Raw genomic sequence first — 15,704 nt, 5'->3', positions numbered from 1 at the left:
GATACAATTCCGACATGCTTTTCCTCCTACGGTTTGCTTCATCAAGCCATCAACCGTGGGAGTTACTTTACTACCTCATCGCTCAAAGCTTTTCTGGTCGCACTGGTCAAACCAGTGGCTTCCCTCATATATTCAGTGAGTGGCTAGTGGCTAGTAAATAGGGTGTGGGGTGTGGGGTGTGGGGTGTGGGGAAATTTTGAATGCGTGAATTGTTTTGCTACCTCAGCTTCCTCAGCTCCCTCCGCTCCCTCCGCTCCCCCAGCCTCCTCAGCTCTCTTCTCCCCTACTCCCTGCTCCCTTATCTCTGCTCCCTGTTCGGTAACTTGTGAGTTTATTGAGGAAATATGGGCAAACTTTCTATATAGAAAGACTAGTGCGGCAACAGTACCTCAGCAGTTGCAAAAATACTGCGATCTCATCTTGCAAGCATTATTCGCTTCTGCCTTCTATCTTCTGCTTTTTTGCACTAGTTTCATATATGCTCGAAAATTCTTCACAACCAATGAATAAAGGAACAATTATTTGTGTTGATGACGAACGCAACATACTACTTAGCTTGCACGATAGCTTGAGTCAAATCGCTACCGGATATGCGATCGAGCTAGCAGAAAGCGGAGTAGCAGCCTTGAGCATAATTACTGAACTTAGCCAAAATAAAATTGAAGTTCCTCTGATTATCTGCGATCGCGCTATGCCTGAAATGGATGGAGCAACTCTGCTAACCCAGCTGCATCAACAATTCCCCAAAACACCAAAAATTCTCATCGCCGAACTAACTGAAATCAGTCATGCCATCCAAGCGAGCGATCGCACCCATCTTTACCGCTACATTACCAAACCTTGGGACGAGACAGACTTAAGTTTAACCGTGCGCGAAGCACTACGGAGTTACGAGCAAGCTAAACAAATAGCAGCACAAAACCAGACATTGAAACAAATGCATCTGGAACTCCAGCGCGAGATCGCCAATCGCCGCCGTGCTGAAGCCCTTTTGGTCTATGATGCCCTTCACGATACCTTGACAGGGTTACCTAACCGCACGCTATTGGTAGAACGGATCGAACAAGCAATTAGAACGGTACGATACGACTCAACATATCAATTTGCTGTATTGTTTATCGATCTCGATCGCTTCAAAATTATCAACGATAGTTTGGGACATACAATAGGCGATGAGCTGCTAGTTGCAATTTCAACTCGCTTTCGCCAATGCCTGCGCAACACTGATATCATCGCTCGACTGGGAGGCGATGAGTTCGCTATCTTACTCGAAGGGATTCAAGATACCAGCGACGCGATACAAATAGCACAGCGCTTGTTAGAAAGCCTATGTACGCCATTCAATTTAAAAGGTCATACCGTTGCTGCCAGTGCCAGCATTGGGGTTGTTGTAGGTTCTAGTTCCACTACCTATGACAGTGCTGCCGACTTGCTGCGAGATGCCGATCTAACCATGTACCATGCAAAGAAAACAGGCAGAGCTTGCTATGCCCTGTTCGATCGCCAACTACACGTTCAAACCCTCAAATTACTAAAAATTCAGAGCGACTTGCATCAAGCTTTAGAGCGGCAAGAATTTATTTTGTGTTATCAACCAATTGTTTCTCTAAGTACGGGCAAACTCATAGGTTTTGAAGCCTTAGTACGCTGGCATCATCCCCAACAAGGTTCGATCTCGCCTGGTGAATTTATTTCTGTTGCCGAAGAAACAGGATTCATTGTCTTTCTGGGAGAGTGGGTATTGCGAGAAGCCTGTCGCCAGATGCACCAGTGGCAGTTACAATTTCCTCTGCATTCACCATTAACTATTAGCGTCAATATCTCTGGCAAACAGTTTTCTCAAGTCAATTTCGTGCAGCAGATCGAACAAATTCTTCTAGAAACTGGGTTTGATGCCCATTTGCTCAAACTAGAGATTACCGAAAGCGTACTCATGGAAAATGCCCAGTCTTCAACTAATATGCTTAACCAATTACAAGCTTTGGGTATTCGGTTATCTATTGATGATTTTGGTACGGGATACTCATCTTTAAGTTATTTACATCGCCTACGCCTCGATACCTTAAAAATCGATCGCTCCTTCGTGCGCGATGTCGATCGCAGTGTCGAACAAATTGAAATTATCCGTACCATCATTGCCCTAGCTTGGAACTTGGGTATGGATGTCGTTGCCGAAGGCATAGAGACAAAAAAACAACTCTTCCAACTGCGATCGCTCAAATGCGAATACGGACAAGGTTATCTATTTGCTAAACCTTTAGATCGAGCCGCGATCGAAACCCTACTCTCCCAAGATCTGCCACTGCAATACTTAAGTCAGTGAACAGTTATCAGTTATCAGTTGTCAGTTGTTAATGTAGAGACATTTCGTTTAACGTCTGTACAAGGTTGTTGGAACTCTTAACTCTTAACTCTTAAATTTTGAATTTTGAATTTTGAATTTTCTCCAACGTGTTGTTTGTATTTTTGCAAAATAGAATTGCTGTATTTAGCAACAGAAGGATAGCGATGTAATTTGCCGTCTGTTCCTCTATACCATTGAACTGCTTTAGATTTATACAAGTCAGGACTACCGCTATACCAGTGGCTTGCTACTCTTAATACTGCGATCTCTTCATTACCTTGGCTTGCAACTAAAGCGTCGTGCCAATATTGCTCTAATTTGTAATGAATAATTTGCTTTTGAGCTGTGGGATTGCTGAGAAATTCATCAACAGATATGCTATGACCGAGTGCTTCCTTACTCCAAGCATTAATATTCGCAGGCATAATTTGAGCTAGTCCCAAAGCTTGAGAATGGGGATTCAGCGATTGATGATTATTCTTACTTTCTTGACTAATAATGGCATGGCTGAGCGCATCTACTGGAGAAACTAAAATTGGTGCTGGTTGAGATCGAAAAGTACTCGCTTGAGAAGACTGAGTTTGCAGCGATAGCAGCCATCTCGATAACAACAAACTGAGAACAACTGTAGGGATTAAAATAACTAACTTGTGCCAGCGATCGCGCCTTAGTCGTCGCTGGCGGCGGCGAGGTGGATGTACCCGCGTATGTTGTGTGGATGGTCGATTTACAAGCAATCGCTGCTTAGGTTTAGTAGATTTAGAATGTGTGGAGCGCTGTCTTTCTAGCTCGATTTGCTGCTGAGTAGCTAGCTCTAAAATTATTTTTTGATGCCTCATTACGCGATCGAAGTCATATATCGTCACGAACAAGGAATTATAGGGGACAAAAATTTTTTTTCTTCGTTTTACAGGTTCTCTTTAGCTTTTGTGCAGCTATTTACAGGGGTAGTTGTCAGCAAATCGCGATTGAACAACACTGCGATCGGCAAAGATACCAATACGTCTCTATCCAAGCGATAAATTTTGACTTGAATGAAACATATTGGTTTTTAAAATAGGAGAATTGCCGTTGAAAACTAGCTTCATTTTATGATATTGTTTTTCTTATAATGGGGATATGATTAAAAATTTTATTTGGAAATATATTTCTATTATTAAGTCAACCATTCGGTAATTAAATATTATCACGAGCGATCGCAAATTTTTTAATAAAAAATAGACAAAAAAATAGGGTGGGCAATGCCCACCCTACAAAATTTAAACCATTTCTGACTGCGCCGTAACTGGCGGCTCAATTTGAGGTTGGAATTGGAAGAGGGAGTAGACCACATTTCGGCGAATGTTGGTCATCATATCCAAGAACATTTCAAACCCTTCTGTCTTGTATTCGATCAGTGGGTCTTTTTGTCCGTAACCGCGTAAGCCAACAGATTCTCGCAGTCCATCCATTTGTTGCAGATGTTCTCGCCACAAGCTATCAATCTGCTGCAAGATAAAGAAGCGTTCGGCTTGGCGCATCAATCCTGGGCGAATTTGCTCGATTTCGGCTTCTTTGATGTCGTAGGCGATTCTGACTTGTTCGTGCAGGAAGGTTTTAATGTCGCTGACCGTCAAATCTTCCATTTGCTCGGGTTCCAAGTCTGCCAACAAGTAGACAAACTCCTTCACCTTGCTCACCAATTTTGGTATATCCCAATCTTCCGAAGGCAAGTCAGGATTGATGTAGTAATCGACAATTTCGTTCATTGTCTGCTCGCCGTACTTGAGTACCTGCTCTTTTAAGTCTTGACCTTCGAGGACGCGACGACGTTCGGCGTAAATTGCCCGCCGCTGTTTATTCATCACCTCGTCATACTCAAATACCTGTTTGCGGATGTCGTAGTAGTAGGTTTCTACTTTGCGCTGCGCCCCTTCTAAGCTGCGCGTCAGCAAACCCGATTCGATGGGCATATCTTCTTCGACATTGAAGGCTTGCATCAACCCAGCAACGCGATCGCCACCAAAAATTCGCAATAAGTTATCCTCTAAACTGAGGAAAAACCGTGTCGAGCCAGGGTCGCCTTGCCGTCCGGCACGTCCCCGCAACTGGTTGTCAATCCGGCGCGATTCATGACGTTCCGTCCCAATTACGTGCAGTCCACCTAACCCTACCACTTCATCGTGTTCTCTGGTTGTGAATTGTTCGTATTCGTGCTTGATCCGGTTGTAAACTTCCCGCAAGCGTTGAATTACCACATCATCTGTAGGGGCTTTTTCAGAAGCAACGGCGACTTTATCTTCGGCTTCGAGTTCCGATAGACTTCTTTCGCCATATTCTTGCGCAGCAACTTCTACCGCTGCTTTGAGCATTTGCTCGGTTTCTCGCGATAACTCGACGGGATAAATTTGAGGCGATGCTTTCCAGGTCTTGACCTTCTTCCCAGGGACAAAACCCTGACCGCTGCTACTAGCTGTAGGTAAACCAGCCGCCCGTTGTACGGCAAATACGTCTTCATCCTCTGGCATCACGATCCGAGGCATGAAGTATTCCCGCAGTTTCAGGCGTGCCATATAATCGGCATTACCACCCAAGATGATATCCGTACCTCGTCCTGCCATGTTGGTAGCAATCGTGACAGCCCCTTTTCTACCTGCTTGGGCGATAATCTCCGATTCCCGTTCGACGTTTTCCGGTCTGGCGTTGAGCAGGTTATATGGGATTTCTAACTGGTTGAGCAGCCGACTGAGAACTTCAGAGTTTTCCACGCTAGTCGTACCGACTAGGACAGGGCGACCTTTTTCATGCATCTCGGCACATTCTTGAGCGATCGCCCGCCACTTACCTGCCTCATTCTTGTAAACTACATCAGATAAGTCTCGCCGTTTTGTCGTTCTATTGGTAGGAATACTCGCAACTTCGAGTTTGTAAATCTTCTCAAACTCTGCCTGTTCTGTCTTTGCCGTCCCTGTCATTCCCGACAGTTTTGGATAGAGCAAAAATAGGTTTTGGTAGGTAATCGTGGCTAAAGTTTGAGTTTCCGGTTGAATTTCTACCCTTTCCTTGGCTTCAATGGCTTGGTGCAACCCGTCACTCCAGCGTCTGCCTGGTAGCACCCGTCCGGTAAACTCGTCTACGATCACGATCTCATCTTCGCGAACGATGTAGTTTACGTCCCCGAGGAATAATTCTTTAGCTTTGAGGGCGTTAAAAACGAAATGCGCCCAAGGATCTTCGGGGTTGAATAAATCTGTAACTCCCAACAATTCTTCGGCAGCAGCAAAACCTTCATCTGTTAATAGCACGTTCCGCGCTTTTTCATCAACTTCGTAATGCTCGTCTTTTTGCAAGGCGGCGGCAATTTGAGAGGCACGGATATATTTTTCTGTCGGTTTTTCTACTTGTCCAGAAATAATCAGAGGCGTGCGTGCTTCGTCAATCAGAATCGAGTCTACTTCGTCAATGACACAGAAGTTGAAAGGACGCTGGACGACATCATCCATGTGAGTCGCCATGTTATCACGCAGGTAGTCGAAACCTACTTCGCTATTGGTAACGTAGGTAATATCACAGCCGTAGTTGCGCTTGCGTTCGTCAGGGGTCATGCTCTGTTGGATTAGTCCGACGCTCAACCCCAAGAAACGATGCACTTGACCCATCCATTCAGCGTCCCGCTTTGCCAGGTAATCGTTGACGGTGACTACGTGCGCTCCTTTACCAGTCAATGCATTGAGGTAAGATGGCAGGGTAGCTACTAAAGTCTTACCCTCACCCGTTTTCATCTCGGCAATTTGACCTTGGTGGAGGATAATACCACCTAGTAACTGCACGTCAAAGTGCCGCATTCCCAATACTCTGCGTCCCGCCTCGCGCACGACAGCAAATGCTTCTGGCAGAATGTCATCCAAGCTTTCACCTTTTTCGAGGCGCTGTTTAAACTCTGCTGTCTTACCAATTAGTTGCTCGTCAGGGAGAGCTTTAATGTCTTCTTCTAATAAATTAATTTCTGTGACGTAAGGTTGATATTTTTTGAGCTTACGAGCGTTGGGGTCGCCCAGCAAGGTTTTTAGCATGGTAGGTCAGGAGAACTTGAGGATTTCTAGGAAGTTTAATTTGTGAGTTTTGATTTTGCCATCAGCTCATACTGGTGGGACGCTAGAACTCAAATACTAGCCTTTTGGATGGACAAAATTGGTCAATTGTACAGTGTTTCAGCTATCGGTCTTGATATAAACTTTATAGATCGTATCATTTTACCCCAATTCTATAATGGTGCGGATAGGCGATCGCTTCTTGCCGGGAGTCGGGAGTTGGGGGAAGAGAGCTGAGGGAGCGATCGGGAGCGCAAGGTTGCTGAGAGAGCAACTACCAATGACTAATGACCAATGACCAATGACAATTATTGCGAATTCTCCCATTCTGGTGTAAGGCTACGGAAGTTGAAGGCGTTGGCGTTGGGATGACAGGTGACGCAACTGCTGAGTTGAGTTGGTTTTGGTAATTTGACTTTGGGATGCAAAGCTTTGAAATAACGCGAGTTGGCAATGCGGTATGGTATTTCTTCGTCTTGGTTGAGGGGACGGGAAGCAAATCTCAGATAATTCCACACTAGAATGCGGGGTGGATCGACCAATGGTTTGATTTGTACGCCGTAGTGTTGAGTATCTTGTAGCAACCGCTGCCAAGTCTGCACGGGTAGGACGGCTGGCGGAACGGCGATGTGGCAAGTAGCGCAGTTTTCTAAATAGAGTTCTTGTCCCAATTGATAGCGTTGGGGAACTGCATCAATGGTGTTAGCTGGTTGGGCATGAGTCGCCATTGCTAAAATCCAAGCAGCAGCAATACTCCAAGCTAAGATTAACAGCAATAGGATCGGGGTCGATCGCTTGCTTTTTGGGCGGTGTGGTTTTGGTTTGAGGGCAGGTAACATAAATCAGTCTTTTTCAGCAGGGCTGATAGCAGCTCACACTGTAATATCACATCTAGGCGCTGTCATTGGTCATTTGTCATTGGTCATTTGTAAGCAATGAGTCACAAACGACAGTCAAATTTATAAAAATTCATAATTTTTAGTACGGAGTGCTAGAGCTATGTCTATTAGCCTAAGACGTTACACTTTATCTATCAATTACCAATTCCCACATTTATTTTGAGTTATGAATCATTCCACTAGCAAACGCGATCGCATTCTACTCAAATTTAATGACAGCTTCAAAAAAAGTCGAACAGATCTTTCAGCAGTACTACTTTTTCCCAAACATCATTTGTGGGTTGGTTCGGATGAAACATCGACTATCGAACGTCTAACTTTTGTAGAGCAGCAAAACTGCTTTGCCGAACATCACACATTTCACGTTCAAGATTTTATTGAGTTACCAAAACCAGAAGATGAAGAAATTGATATTGAAGGATTAGCTTATCACGATTATTATCTCTGGTTTATTGGTTCCCATAGTTGGAAGCGCAAAAAACCGAAACCAGAACATACTGATGTGGAGAATATCGAACGATTAGCTAAGATAAAAACGGAAGAAAATCGTTATATTATTGGACGTATTCCCTTAGTTGATGGCAATTTGCAGCAGTCTTGCCCTCATCCTGAAGATCCAGATGTCATCTTAACTGCGGCAAAACTCAAACTAACAGAGGGGGGTAATATCCTTACTGAAGCTTTAGCAACAGACCCCCACCTTGGTGATTTTGTCAAGACGACTATTCCCGGGAAAGATAATGGCTTTGATATAGAAGGAATAGCAATATATCAACAAAAAGTTTTTCTTAGTTTACGGGGACCTGTGTTGCGTGGCTGGGCAGTAATCTTAGAGTTAGAGTTAGAAATAGATGATAAAGAAGACACTTTAAAGCTAAAGGCAATTGGAGCGGAACAAAATCTTTATAAAAAGCATTTTGTTTATTTGAATGGCTTAGGTATTCGAGATCTACACGTAGATGAAAAAGATTTTTTAATCCTAGCGGGACCGACAATGGATTTAGATGGTCCAGTCCGAGTTTATCGCTGGCACAATGGTGTAAATATAGCTGAAAATACGCTATCTTACCCAGAGGTTATGTTAGAAATCCCCTTCGGTATTGGAGACGATCGCGCAGAAGGAATGATTACGTTTAATGAATATACTCAAGCTCCGTCGCTTTTAGTCATTTACGACGCGCCCGTCGCAGCTAGATTAGAGGGTGAAGGTGGCGTGTGGGCAGATATATTCAGTTATCAGTGAAGAAAGGGAGCAGGGAGCAGCGATCGGTGACCAGTGACCAGTGACCAGTTAGCAGTGTCTTGTTCTCACGCACCACGACGCGGCACGCAGCTCCAATGCGCGGGACACCCGCGCTTCCGCTTGCTTTCCAATGCGCGGGACACCCGCGCGGGGGGCGACCGCTTCACCACGCACCACGCATCACCAATGACAAATGACAAATGACCAGTCTTTTAAAGATTTGTTGAGATGGCTTGCGTTGGACAAGTAGGAATGCATTGTTCGCAGACAATACAACGCGATCGCGTGAATGCCAGTTCAAATGTGGCAGAATTAAGGGTCAAGGCTTCGGTGGGACAAACTCCAGTACACAAACCGCAGTCTACGCAAAGTTCGCGATCGATGGTAATTTCAGCCATTGCCGAAGAGACGTTGATGTTTTGCGATCGCATCCAATCAACCGCCGCATCGAGTTGATCGATATCTCCTGACAATTCTACAACTAATGTACCAACTTGATTAGGGGCAACTTGAGCGCGGATAATATTAGCAGCAACGTTAAAATCTTTTGCCAGTCTGTATGTCACTGGTACTTGTATGGCACGACGAGGGAAGGTCAGCGTAACTCTTTTTTTCATTAGGGAGCAGGGAGCAGGGAGCAGGGAGTAGTGATTTTCTACTTCCGAATTTTCCTATCTTCTCTAATTTGTAACAAAAACCTTTTATGACTGTTCGATTAAAATGAGAGCTGTTGCTCGATCGAATTTTAATAAAAGCCTTATGAGTGCCAAGACTCCCAATTCTTCAGCGCAGCCAACTGAATTGACGTTAGGAAAGCGCATCAGAAACTTCATCATAGTTTTGGTAGCGATCGCTCTCAGCGTCGCCTTATTCCTCGGCTTACGGACTCAAACGGGTGCAGTGACGCTAGCAACATTAAGCGATCGCTCGACACCGCTAGAAGTGGCTTTGAGCAACAGCAAGCCGACGCTGATGGAGTTTTATGCTGACTGGTGTACGGTATGTCAGAAAATGGTTCCAGATATTGCTCAGCTAGAACAGGAGTACGCCGGAAAGGTAAACTTTGTCATGCTGAATGTGGATAACAGCAAGTGGTTGCCAGAGATTCTGAAATATCGAGTTGACGGGATTCCCCATTTCGTGTACTTAGGTAAACAAGGAGAGGCGATCTCACAGGCGATCGGAGAACAACCGCGCAGTATTATGGCAAGTAACTTAGAAGCGTTATTAAATGATGCCCCCTTGCCTTACACTTCCGCTAGCGGTAAAGTCTCCAAATACGAAGCAAATGTCACTCCATCCTCTGAGACTGACGATCCACGTTTACACAGTTCTCAGGTGGTGAAGTGATGGACTGATAACTATTTTGGATTGTAAGGCGAGTATTCTGCAAATTCCCAGCTTAGATTAGTTGCATTTATCGTTTCTATGACGCGATCGATTTGGAATTCTACCAAACTTTCTGCACCGATAAATTGTGCTATGCGATTTGTATCCCAGATAATATTGGCTGTGCCAGTTAGTTGTAAGGTATGTCCATAGACAAAATCAACGAACAGTAAGCCGATTTGAGAATACTGGGCAATGTTACCAAGAGTATTGAACATATTATTGCCCGTATAATCGGGAAATACTAATTCAGTTGCGTTCAACACTTGTACAAAACCTGGATATCCTCCCCGATGAGATGCATCAGCACCACTTTGGGGATGGAAGCTAGCGATGAAAAATGTGTCTGCTTGAGTAATCCATTGCTGTTGTGCCGGAGTCAAGGCTGTGTAACTATAAACTTCAGTTACAGCCGCTTGGCGATCGCTATTAGCTACTAAATCTCGTACTTGAATGTATTTGGGGCAGTTAAAGTAGACTTGCTGTGTACGCACGTCAATATATCCATTCGGCTGAACCATCGCTTTGCCATTAATCCGCAAGCGCCGCCGAGTCGCTAAATCGATGATAAGAATACCGATATCATCATGTATGGATAGGTTTTCTAGTAGCAGATCCGTGGAAACAGTTGTTGTTTGAATCTGAACTAGTTGTTCCGCCACCACTTCTACAAAACCAGGTTTTCCTACAAGCAGCGATGCCCAGACTTTACCATGCCGATCGATTGTACTGGCGATCGCTAGTCTTTGCGTGTCTAGAAAGTCTCTTGCTGTTGAACTGATATTTGCACCGATAATTTTGGTTAAACGTGCTGCTTCTGCCTGCACTCCCGCTTGTGCCTGAACTGCTAATTCCCCGGCATGATAAGTTGATAATTTATTAGGCATTTAATTTACATCGTGTCTGAAACCAAAACACTCTGCATAGTGAGTGTCACAATTTTGACTTTTGACTTTTGATTTTTGACTTACAGTCCTGGCATACTGGCGTAACCTGGCAGTTGCTTGATGCGATCGCACCAGGCGATAACATGAGGATAGTTATCTAAAGCAACTTTTGCGTCTGCGGCTAGTCCGACATAGGGGAAGCAGGCAAGATCGGCTATTGTAGAGCAATCGCATTCCAACCACTGGTTATTCGTTAAATGGCGATCGAGGAGCTGCAATACCTGATGAGCTTTCTGTTGAGTTAACTCTAGATCGAGTTGTCCTTTAAAAATAAAATATCTCCTCGCCGCCGCTAGACTATTTGCAATCTCATTCGCGGCAAAAGATAACCACTGCACAATCTTGGCGTTTGCTTCAGGCTCTAAAGGTAGCCAATCTTCACCGCCGTAGCGTCGGGCTAGGTAAACTAAAATAGCTTGGGAATCTCGAATCGTTACATCCCCATCTACCAAAACTGGGACTTGTCCGCAGGGGTTGAGTTGCAGAAACTGTTCTGTTTTGTGTTCTCCTGCCTTTAAGTTGACGGGTACTGACTCATAATCTAATTTCAACATCGACAGCAATAGCCTTACCTTGTGGCAGTTACCAGACAGTACAAAGTCATATAGCTGAATCATCAGTTCCTCTCCAGTTACTATCTTTAGTAGTTATCGGCGGTTTTCTAGTCAGACAAGCTAACTTTTGCTCTAATTTGTCGAAAACCGCCGCGATCGCACCAAACTATGCTGCTAAATCTAGCTGTTGCTCAGTCAGGAAGCGTTTGATGTCACTAGCAATTGCTTCTCCATCTTCTTCCAGTGCAAAGTGTCCGGTATTCAACAAGTGGAGTTCAATCTGTTTCAAATCGCGCTTGTATGGATAAGCACCTGCTTCTGGAAAAATCTCATCGTTTTTGCCCCAAACAACGAGAGTTGGTGGCTCAAAGGAGCGAAAATATTCTTGCCATTGGGGATAAAGACGTGGGTTGGAACCGTAATCGTAAAATAATGCCAGTTGAATTTCAGCATTACCAGGTCGATCTAATAAGCGTTGGTCTATATTCCAGTTATCAGGGCTAATCGCTTCGGGATGTCGCGTTCCGTTGGTATACTGCCATTTAGTTGCTTCTAACGTCAGCAATCGTTTCAAATTGTCGCCATTTTCTGGAGTTCTGTCTTGCCAATACGCTCTGAGTGGCTGCCAAAAGTCTTGTAGTCCTTCTTCATAGGCATTACCATTTTGCACGATTAGCGTTTGTACTCTTTCAGGATGTCTCACTGCAATTCGAAATCCAATTGGTGCGCCGTAATCCATCAAATACAAACTGTACTGTTTCAAATTCAATGTTTCGATGAATTTCTCTATCACTAGTGCTAAGCGATCGAAAGTATATTCAAATGAGTTTACATCTGGCATGGAGCTATTACCGAAACCAGGATAATCCGGTGCGATGAGGTGAAATCGATCTGCTAACAAAGGAATAAGATTGCGAAACATATGCGATGAGGTGGGAAAGCCGTGGAGTAGCAATATGGTTGGCGCATCTGGCGCACCTGCTTCTCGATAGAAAATTTCCAAACCATCAATGGTAGTCGTGCGATATCTAATCATCGTCCGCTCCTTTACCGAACGTTCGGTGTAATAAATTCAAAAAAATATTTAGATCCGCTTTACCGTCATGCAGTCCTAAGAATTAACAACTTCAAGATCTTGGCGATAAAGCTCGTATGCCTGATGGTATTCCATTGTTCGAGCGACTTCGCTAACGAATTCTTCTCCATAGCCAGCACGTCTGAGAAGATGGAAACCTATTTCCATTCCTGATGTAATTCCGCCAGATGTGACGATCCGTCCTGTATCGACAACCCTAGCTTTGCTGATGCGGCACGCTGGTGCAATTTCCGCTAAACGATCTATGGGAACTTTACCAAAATTAGAGGCTTCTAACCGATCTGGTTCTTTACGATTAGTAGCTGGTAATCCATCGAGTAGTCCCATCTTGGCGTAAATCCACGAACCCGTACAGACACTTGTTAGCAAGCAAGACTCTGGTAACTGGCGAATGAACTGATGCAGGTTTGTGTTATGTAGTTCTTGACGAGTGCCAAAGCCACCAGGAATCAGAAATGCATCCATCGCAGGGCGATCGCTGAATCCATAGTTAGGCATTACCATTAACCCCGCTTGAGTTTGAATTGGACGCAAATTTTCAGCAATCAAAAAAACATCTAATTCGGGATCGAAGCGTCGCGCTACGGAAAACACGCCGTAAGGTGCGGCAAAATCAATGACTTCTGCATCTTTAAAAGTGTATATTCCCAAGCGAAACCCAGGTACTCGGATTGACATTTACCTTTCCTCACTTTTTTACCGATCGTTCGGTATAGTCATACTGTACCGACTGTTCGGTATAATGTCAAGTAGAACTAAAAAACTTTTGTAAATGTCAAAAGCAGACGCGATCGCCCAAATCTTAAAAGTCTTTCGCCAGTATGGTTATGAAGGAACAACCCTATCGCGACTATCAAAAGCGACGGGTTTGGGGAAAGCCAGTCTTTACCACCACTTTCCCAACGGCAAAGAAGAGATGGCACAAGCGGTACTTGACTTTGTTGATGAATGGATGAAAGCGAATATTTTTATTCCCTTACAAGGTAGCGGTACACCTCGCGATCGCCTTGAGAAAATGACCGAGAATGTAGATCGGTTGTACTGCGGCGGCGAACAAACTTGTATATTAGCAGTGCTGTCTTTAGGAGAAGCAAAAGATTTATTTAACATTCAAATTCAACAAGCACTTAAGAGCTGGCTCGATACTTTAGCTGAAGTTCTAGTAGAAGCAAGGATCGAGCCAACACTTGCCCGCCAAAAAGCAGAAGACGCTATTATTCAAATTCAAGGCTCTCTCGTCTTAGCCAGAGGTATGGACGACACTGCACCCTTTCAAAGAATACTGAAGCGGTTGCCAGAAATGCTATTGGAAAATGGTAATGGGTAATCGGTAATTGGTAGTTGCTCCCTCAGCTCTCTTTCCCCTGCTCCCTGCTCCCTGCTACGCGGCTCCGATGGCGAGGACACCTCGCCCTCTACCCGCTTCCCTGCTCCCTGCTTAAAGACATAAAAGCAACTTGAGCCGCAGCTTGTTCGGCTGCTTTGATGGAACGTCCCGTACCTTCACCTAAGCATTTACCTTGAAGCCAGACTTCGGCTGAAAATCGTGTCGTGGCGCTATGGGGTTGGGGTGACTCTTGGACGCGATATTCTGGTAAAACCTTAAAATGTGCCTGAGTCCATTCTTGTAGCGCGGCTTTATAGTTTAGTCTAGCTGGATCGGAGCGAATTTCTGCTGCTAGTTGCTTGAAGTGCGGATCGAGCCAAGGACGTACGAGTTCTTGGGTGTGGGTGCTGAGATAAAGAGCGCCGAGAACGGCTTCAAAAGCATCTGCTAGGCGCGATTCTCGTCCGGCTTTATCGGTAGAGGCACTGTTAGAAACAAGAAGATAGAGTTCTAAACCGTATTCTGCTGCTAGTTGTGCCAAAATGCGATCGCTGACCAAAACTGACCGAATTGCAGCAAATTCTCCCACTGGACATTCGGGGTAAGTTTCCCATAAGACTTCAGCTGCTACGAGTCTTACGACGGCATCTCCAACAAATTCTAATTGTTCGTAGTTTGCTTGAGCTGAGACAGTAGGATGGGTTAATGCTAAATCTAGCAATTGCCAATTAATTTGAGCTGAACTCGGGATTCCCAGTTTATTGACTAAGCTTTGTAACTGCTTTTGCCGACGCGGATAGAATAAGGTCATTGGTCATTGGTCATTGGTCATCGGTCATTGGTCAATAATAAATAATAGACGATCGCTCGCCTGCTATATCTTCTATCTTGTCGCGATCGCGATCGGGGAGACATGTTAGAAAGCCATCCTTAAGACAGAGAGAAAATTTAACTACTGTAGTCTAATTATTACGGTCAGCGTCCCAATAGCTCGATACAACTATCAGTTTTGCCTTTTGACTTTTAACTTTTGACTTTTGAGGAGCGATTGCTATGTCCGTACTAGAAGGTACTTGGCAACACGAATACATTATCAGTAACGGGCTGAGGCTGCACTACGTCACCCAAGGTGAAGGTCCGTTGATGTTGATGTTACACGGCTTTCCTGAGTTTTGGTACTCTTGGCGACATCAAATCCCTGAGTTTGCCAAAGATTACAAAGTCGTAGCATTAGACTTGCGGGGATATAACGACAGCGACAAACCAAAAGCGCAATCAGCTTATGTCATGGCTGAGTTTATCAAAGATATTGAGGGTGTGATTAAGGGACTGGGATACGACAAGTGTATTTTAGTCGGACACGACTGGGGAGGAGCGATCGCGTGGAGTTTTGCCTACACTCACCCAGAAATGGTAGAACGGCTGATCGTACTGAATATACCCCATCCTGCCAAATTTGCTGAGGGTTTCCGCACGCCTCAACAATTGCTGAAGAGTTCTTATATGTTTCTATTCCAGCTCCCTGTCTTACCAGAAATGCTGCTCCAAGCGGGAGATTACCAAGCAATTGAAAATGGCTTGAAAGGTATGGCTGTGAATAAGAGCGCTTTCACTCCCGAAGATATTGACGCTTACAAAGATGCGGCAGCTAAGCGTGGAGCGTTAACAGCAGCCCTCAATTATTATCGCAATATGTTGCAACAAGGTATGACTAACCCAAATTGGGGTGTACTCAACGTACCAACATTAATGATTTGGGGTGAAAAAGATACAGCCTTGGGTAGGGAATTGAGTTATGGTACTGCTACTTACGTAAATCCATTCCAAGTTAGATA

General features: G+C 44.6%; 15 protein-coding genes. 5 read left to right on the top strand and 10 right to left on the bottom strand.

Annotated elements, in window-relative coordinates:
• The first annotated feature begins 502 nt into the window (after positions 1–502).
• A complete protein-coding gene (locus tag ACRC32_RS15615) occupies positions 503–2,323 on the top strand; it encodes a putative bifunctional diguanylate cyclase/phosphodiesterase (RefSeq protein ID WP_438554832.1) in 1,821 nt (606 codons plus the stop codon).
• Positions 2,324–2,400: 77 nt separating this feature from the next.
• On the opposite strand, the gene ACRC32_RS15610 is transcribed toward ACRC32_RS15615, so the two are convergent.
• From ACRC32_RS15610 to ACRC32_RS15595, 4 genes are all read right to left on the bottom strand, one after another.
• On the bottom strand, positions 2,401–3,210 hold the full coding sequence (locus ACRC32_RS15610; protein ID WP_438554831.1) for a transglycosylase SLT domain-containing protein: 810 nt from the start codon (positions 3,208–3,210) through the stop codon (positions 2,401–2,403).
• 393 nt (positions 3,211–3,603) lie between these two features.
• Positions 3,604–6,396 carry a preprotein translocase subunit SecA gene (gene secA, locus ACRC32_RS15605; RefSeq protein ID WP_438554830.1) on the bottom strand — a complete coding sequence of 931 codons (2,793 nt, stop codon included), beginning with the start codon at positions 6,394–6,396 and terminating at the stop codon, positions 3,604–3,606.
• Between the two features lie 180 nt (positions 6,397–6,576).
• Positions 6,577–6,741, bottom strand: a complete 165-nt coding sequence (locus ACRC32_RS15600; RefSeq protein ID WP_438554829.1) for a hypothetical protein — start codon at positions 6,739–6,741, stop codon at positions 6,577–6,579.
• Positions 6,723–7,253, bottom strand: coding sequence for a diheme cytochrome C (locus ACRC32_RS15595; protein WP_317108009.1), 531 nt, complete (start codon positions 7,251–7,253; stop codon positions 6,723–6,725). Before ACRC32_RS15595 ends, ACRC32_RS15600 begins: the two co-directional genes overlap by 19 nt.
• 226 nt (positions 7,254–7,479) lie before the next feature.
• On the opposite strand from ACRC32_RS15595, the gene ACRC32_RS15590 reads away from it, so the two are divergent.
• Complete coding sequence (locus ACRC32_RS15590) at positions 7,480–8,556, top strand: DUF3616 domain-containing protein (protein WP_438554828.1); 1,077 nt, start codon at positions 7,480–7,482, stop codon at positions 8,554–8,556.
• A gap of 212 nt (positions 8,557–8,768) precedes the next feature.
• Here ACRC32_RS15590 and ACRC32_RS15585 read toward each other — a convergent pair whose 3' ends face one another.
• Complete coding sequence (locus ACRC32_RS15585) at positions 8,769–9,173, bottom strand: NIL domain-containing protein (protein ID WP_438554827.1); 405 nt, start codon at positions 9,171–9,173, stop codon at positions 8,769–8,771.
• Between the two features lie 142 nt (positions 9,174–9,315).
• Between ACRC32_RS15585 and ACRC32_RS15580 the strand changes: the two genes are divergently transcribed.
• Positions 9,316–9,906: a thioredoxin family protein gene (locus tag ACRC32_RS15580; protein ID WP_438554826.1), complete on the top strand. Its 591-nt coding sequence runs from the start codon at positions 9,316–9,318 to the stop codon at positions 9,904–9,906.
• 11 nt (positions 9,907–9,917) lie between these two features.
• Here the strand turns inward: ACRC32_RS15580 and ACRC32_RS15575 are convergent, their stop codons facing one another.
• The 4 genes from ACRC32_RS15575 to ACRC32_RS15560 all read right to left on the bottom strand — a co-directional run bounded on the left by ACRC32_RS15575 (position 9,918) and on the right by ACRC32_RS15560 (position 13,220).
• A complete protein-coding gene (locus ACRC32_RS15575) occupies positions 9,918–10,832 on the bottom strand; it encodes a pyridoxamine 5'-phosphate oxidase family protein (RefSeq protein ID WP_438554825.1) in 915 nt (304 codons plus the stop codon).
• Positions 10,833–10,912: 80 nt separating this feature from the next.
• A complete protein-coding gene (locus tag ACRC32_RS15570; protein ID WP_438554824.1) occupies positions 10,913–11,509 on the bottom strand; it encodes a glutathione S-transferase family protein in 597 nt (198 codons plus the stop codon).
• 103 nt (positions 11,510–11,612) lie between these two features.
• On the bottom strand, positions 11,613–12,482 hold the full coding sequence (locus ACRC32_RS15565) for an alpha/beta fold hydrolase (protein ID WP_438554823.1): 870 nt from the start codon (positions 12,480–12,482) through the stop codon (positions 11,613–11,615).
• Between the two features lie 75 nt (positions 12,483–12,557).
• On the bottom strand, positions 12,558–13,220 hold the full coding sequence (locus ACRC32_RS15560) for a DJ-1/PfpI family protein (RefSeq protein WP_438554822.1): 663 nt from the start codon (positions 13,218–13,220) through the stop codon (positions 12,558–12,560).
• 94 nt (positions 13,221–13,314) lie between these two features.
• Between ACRC32_RS15560 and ACRC32_RS15555 the strand changes: the two genes are divergently transcribed.
• The gene (locus ACRC32_RS15555; protein WP_438554821.1) at positions 13,315–13,869 is read left to right on the top strand and encodes a TetR/AcrR family transcriptional regulator; all 555 of its coding nucleotides are present in this window, start codon (positions 13,315–13,317) and stop codon (positions 13,867–13,869) included.
• Between the two features lie 88 nt (positions 13,870–13,957).
• Here ACRC32_RS15555 and rnc read toward each other — a convergent pair whose 3' ends face one another.
• Positions 13,958–14,680 (bottom strand): ribonuclease III, encoded by a 723-nt coding sequence (gene rnc / locus ACRC32_RS15550; RefSeq protein ID WP_438554820.1) that lies wholly within the window; start codon positions 14,678–14,680, stop codon positions 13,958–13,960.
• 242 nt (positions 14,681–14,922) lie between these two features.
• On the opposite strand from rnc, the gene ACRC32_RS15545 reads away from it, so the two are divergent.
• Positions 14,923–15,704 (top strand): alpha/beta fold hydrolase (locus tag ACRC32_RS15545; RefSeq protein ID WP_438554819.1); only part of this gene is annotated, 782 nt, incomplete at its 3' end.

The organism is Chroococcidiopsis sp., assembly GCF_051657925.1.
GTDB lineage: Bacteria > Cyanobacteriota > Cyanobacteriia > Cyanobacteriales > Chroococcidiopsidaceae > Chroococcidiopsis.
The sequence above is the reverse complement of the archived record's forward strand: the minus strand, read 5'-3'. Positions and strand labels throughout refer to the sequence as shown.